Source organism: Desulfosalsimonas sp. (assembly GCF_046483245.1).
Lineage (GTDB): Bacteria > Desulfobacterota > Desulfobacteria > Desulfobacterales > Desulfosalsimonadaceae > Desulfosalsimonas.
Window position 1 is genome coordinate 1 of sequence record NZ_JAWODO010000105.1, and the last position, 4,214, is coordinate 4,214.

Genomic DNA, 4,214 nt, shown 5'->3' on the forward strand with positions numbered 1-4,214 from the left:
GGCAGCCCGGAAAAACTGGTGGGAAGTTTAGTTGATGTGGTCATTGAAAGGGCGTGCGCCAATTCGTTGAAGGGGGCCATGCCAATGCCTGAGGCGCCGGTGGCGGGTGCCATAACCAAGGGAGGAAAAACCCATGCTGCATGAAATGACAGTGGCTGGACTGGCCGTTGATCCGTCTTCCAACGCGCCCATACTGATATTGAACTCAAAGGATGAAGAGTTTTCCGTACCCATCTGGATCGGGTTGATGGAGGCCGCAGCAATCGCTTCTGTGCTGCAGAACATTGAATTTGACCGGCCCATGACCCATGATTTGTTCCGCAACTTCATCGAGCAGGCCGGTGTCAGTGTGCCCCGCATCGAGGTCTGCGATTTGCGGGAAAACACCTTTTACGCCAAAATCCTGTGCAACGCAAAGGACGGTGAATTTGTGGTGGATGCCCGGCCCAGCGATGCCATTGCCCTGGCCCTGCGCCTGAAGGCCGACATTTACGTGGATGACACGGTGGTGCAGCATCTCAAGGTTAAAAACGGCGAATACGAGGTGGCCGACCACAGCGATCAGGGCCAGAAATGGGCCGAATATCTACAGAATTTGTCGCCGGAGGATTTCGGCAAATACAAGGTCTGATGAGTCTGTAAAACGTCTTTTTACAGACAGTGTTAAGTTTTAAGTACGATGCACACGTAAAACGTCTGATTATAGATGGTGCCGCAAAAAGATCAAGGCTTGCGCAATTTCGAAGAATGCAGCGTACTTATCCGTACGTGAAATTCTGAGAAATTGCGCGTAACGCAGATATTGGACTTTTTCCGGCACCATTAAAAAAAAAGCTTGACAATGAGTTTTGAATCAGAAAGATTGTTGTCCCGCAGGCACAGTATTTTTATGAATTGATTGTTTCGTAAAAAGTAAGTTTTTAGATGGCGCCGTAAAAAGTTCAAGATCAAGGCTTGCGCAATTTCGAAGAATGCAGCGTAATTATCCGTACGTGAAATTCTGAGAAATTGCGCGTAACGCAGATATTGAACTTTTTACGGTGCCATCATGAATTGAAACCATAGAAAGAAATTCGCATGGCAGACACATACACCGGCAGGACCTGGTTTTATTACGGCTATTATTTTTATTTTTACGCCACGGGTCTGCCGGCAGCGCGCTGATGCGAGTTTGATAACAAAAATCGTTTAAAAGCCGCGGGCAGACCCGAAACTGCCCGCGGCTTTTTTTGTGCAAAAAGGCCGTGGGGAAAACATTCCTTCATGGCCTTTTTTTGTTTTCCGGCGCATCTGCCGGCCGGACAAAAAATCATCATTTTTTCAAAGGAGGACGCAGTCATGACGATTATCGGCAAGCAAATCCGCATGGAACGCATCATGGACAGAAATTCAGGCCGCACCATTATCGTGCCCATGGACCACGGGGTGTCGGTGGGGCCCATTGACGGGATCAAGGACATCAAAAGCGCCGTGGCCACCGTGGCCGAGGCCGGGGCCAACGCCATTGTGGAGCACAAGGGGCTTGTGGGCGCAGGCCACCGCCGGGGGGGCTCGGACATCGGCCTGATCGTGCACCTGTCGGCCTCCACGAGCCTGTCTCCTTTTCCCCATTCCAAGACACTGGTCTGCAGCGTGGAAGAGGCCATCAAGCTGGGCGCGGATGCCGTGTCCATCCATGTCAACATCGGCGATCACCAGGAAAAGGAAATGCTAAACGATTTCGGCCGGGTGGCCGCAGAGGCCCGTACCTGGGGCCTGCCGCTTCTGGCCATGGTTTACCCCCGGGGCGAGAAGATCAGCGACGAATACGACGTCTCTGTGGTCAAACATGCCGCCCGGGTGGGATGTGAAATGGGCGCAGATATTGTCAAGGTCTCTTACACCGGCTCCATCGAGTCTTTTCGTGAAGTGGTGGACGGTTCCACCGTGCCGGTGATCATTGCCGGGGGCGCGAAAATGGATTCTGATCGCGATATCCTGGAAATGGTGAGAAGCTCTGTGGAGGCCGGCGGCGCCGGGGTGTCCATCGGCAGAAACGTGTTTCAGCACGCATCGCCCGCAAAGCTGATTCAGGCCATGGCTACCATCATCTTTCATGACGCCACCGTGGAAGAGGCCCTGGCCGTGCTGGGCAAGGCATAGAAACCATTTTGGAAAGGGGGCGTTAGAAGCCATGAAAAAAACCATCTGGGTCAAAGTCGATCCCTGGGACAAGGACCTTGTGACCACCGCCCTTGAAGGGGGCGCAGACGGGGTGGTCATCCCTGAAGGATATGCAGACCAGGCCAGGTCCCTGGGCCGGATTCTGACCATTTCCGAAGACGGGGATTTGCAGATCGGCAAGGATGTGGTGTATTATACAGTCTGCAGCGGAGAAGACGAAGAAGAGATCGCCCAACTGGCCCGGGACCGCCAGGTGATTCTCACCTGCACGGACTGGACCGTGATTCCCCTGGAAAATCTCATTGCCCGGGGGGCAAAGGTGATCGCTGAGGTGCAGAGCCTCACCGAGGCCCAAACCGCATTTGCCATTCTTGAAAAGGGCGTGGATCACATCCTGTATGTGCCCGAAAACGCCGCAGACCTCAAAAAGGCCCTTTCCTTGCTCACCGGCCAGACCGAGGCCATCGGCCTGGAAACCGCAGAAATCACGGAACTGCGGCCCGTGGGAATGGGCGACCGGGTCTGTGTAGACACCTGCACGGAAATGGCCCCGGGCCAGGGCATGCTGGTGGGAAACAGCAGTTCGGCCCTGTTTCTGGTGCATGCTGAAAGCATCTCCAACCCGTATGTGGCCCCGCGCCCGTTTCGGGTCAATGCCGGGCCGGTGCACGCCTATACCCGGGTGCCCGGGGGAAAGACCCGGTATCTGTCCGAGCTGGCTGCAGGCGATGAGGTGGTGATCGTGGATTTCCAGGGAAACACCTCGGTTGGTGTTGTGGGCCGGCTCAAGATTGAAAAGCGGCCCTTGATGCTGGTAAGGGCAAAAATCGGCGACCACGAGATCACCACCATCCTGCAGAACGCGGAAACCATCCGGCTCACGGATCCGGACGGCAAACCCGTGTCCGTTGCCGTGTTAAAGGCCGGCGACCGGGTGCTTGCGGCAACCGAGGATTCCGGGCGGCATTTTGGCATGAAAATCGATGAAACCATCACGGAGAAATAATGACCCAGGCATTTGGACATCCGGTTTCAATTGACGCAGCCACTAAAGTCTACGGGGTTATGGGACACCCGGTGGCCCACAGCAAAAGCCCGGTCATGCACAATAAGGCTTTTGCCGAAATCGGGTATCCAGGAGTATATGCGGCCTTTGATGTCACGGATCCAGCCGGTGCAGCAGCCGGGATCCGGGCTTTGGGCATATGCGGCATGAGCGTAACCATTCCCCACAAGGTGGCTGTAATGGCTTATCTGGATGAAATCCATGATCAGGCCCGGGAAATCGGTGCGGTCAACACCATTGTAAACGACCGCGGCCGGCTCATCGGCCATAACACCGACGGCGAGGGGGCAGTGCAGGCGCTGCTGGAACATACCGGGCTTTCCGGCAAAACCGTTGTGGTGCTCGGCGCCGGAGGCGCGGCCCGGGCTGTGGGTCACGGGCTCTGCGGCCGGGGCGATACCCGGGTGATTTTCGCCAACCGCACGGAACAAAAGGCCAAGCACATGGCCCAAGACCTGGGGGGTGAATTTGTGCCAATAGCGGATCTGGAAAACAGCCGGTTTGACATCCTGGTCAACACCACGCCCGTGGGTATGCATCCGGAAACACAGGCCATGGCCGTATCCGAATCTGTTTTGCACCCGGGCTTGGTGGTCATGGATATTGTCTACAATCCCCTGGAAACCCGCCTGCTGAAGAAAGCCAGGCAATGCGGGTGCACAGTGATCGACGGGGTGGGGATGTTTGTTTACCAGGGCGCCCGCCAGTTTGCCCTCTGGACGGGCCGCACACCACCGGTCGCCCGGATGCGCCAGGCAGTTTATGACGCCTTAAACTTGATGGTCTTGTAAAAGTCGGTTTTCAGATGGCGCCGTAAAAAATTCAAGATCAAGGCTTGCGCGATTTCGAAGAATGCAACGTACTTAGCCGTACGTGAAATTCTGAGAAATCGCGCGTAACGCAGATATTGGATTTTTACGGTGTCATCAAACCCTGTTGACAATTGACCTGTTTATGGACCATATTAAGTCAGGTTCACAAAACA

At 55.0% G+C, this 4,214-nt stretch carries 4 protein-coding genes; all 4 read left to right on the forward strand.

The window, feature by feature from the left end; all coding sequences use genetic code 11:
• Window positions 1-133 precede the first annotated feature (133 nt).
• The 4 genes from R6U41_RS09270 (at window position 134) to R6U41_RS09285 (ending at window position 4,020) form a co-directional block, all read left to right on the forward strand.
• Window positions 134-631 (forward strand): bifunctional nuclease family protein, encoded by a 498-nt coding sequence (locus R6U41_RS09270; RefSeq protein WP_410269555.1) that lies wholly within the window; start codon window positions 134-136, stop codon window positions 629-631.
• Between the two features lie 707 nt (window positions 632-1,338).
• A complete protein-coding gene (locus R6U41_RS09275) occupies window positions 1,339-2,142 on the forward strand; it encodes a 2-amino-3,7-dideoxy-D-threo-hept-6-ulosonate synthase (RefSeq protein ID WP_410269556.1) in 804 nt (267 codons plus the stop codon).
• 31 nt (window positions 2,143-2,173) lie between these two features.
• The gene (locus R6U41_RS09280) at window positions 2,174-3,169 is read left to right on the forward strand and encodes a 3-dehydroquinate synthase II (RefSeq protein ID WP_410269557.1); all 996 of its coding nucleotides are present in this window, start codon (window positions 2,174-2,176) and stop codon (window positions 3,167-3,169) included.
• The gene (locus R6U41_RS09285; RefSeq protein ID WP_410269558.1) at window positions 3,169-4,020 is read left to right on the forward strand and encodes a shikimate dehydrogenase; all 852 of its coding nucleotides are present in this window, start codon (window positions 3,169-3,171) and stop codon (window positions 4,018-4,020) included. The genes R6U41_RS09280 and R6U41_RS09285 overlap by 1 nt, the downstream gene beginning before the upstream one ends.
• The last annotated feature ends 194 nt before the right edge of the window (window positions 4,021-4,214 follow it).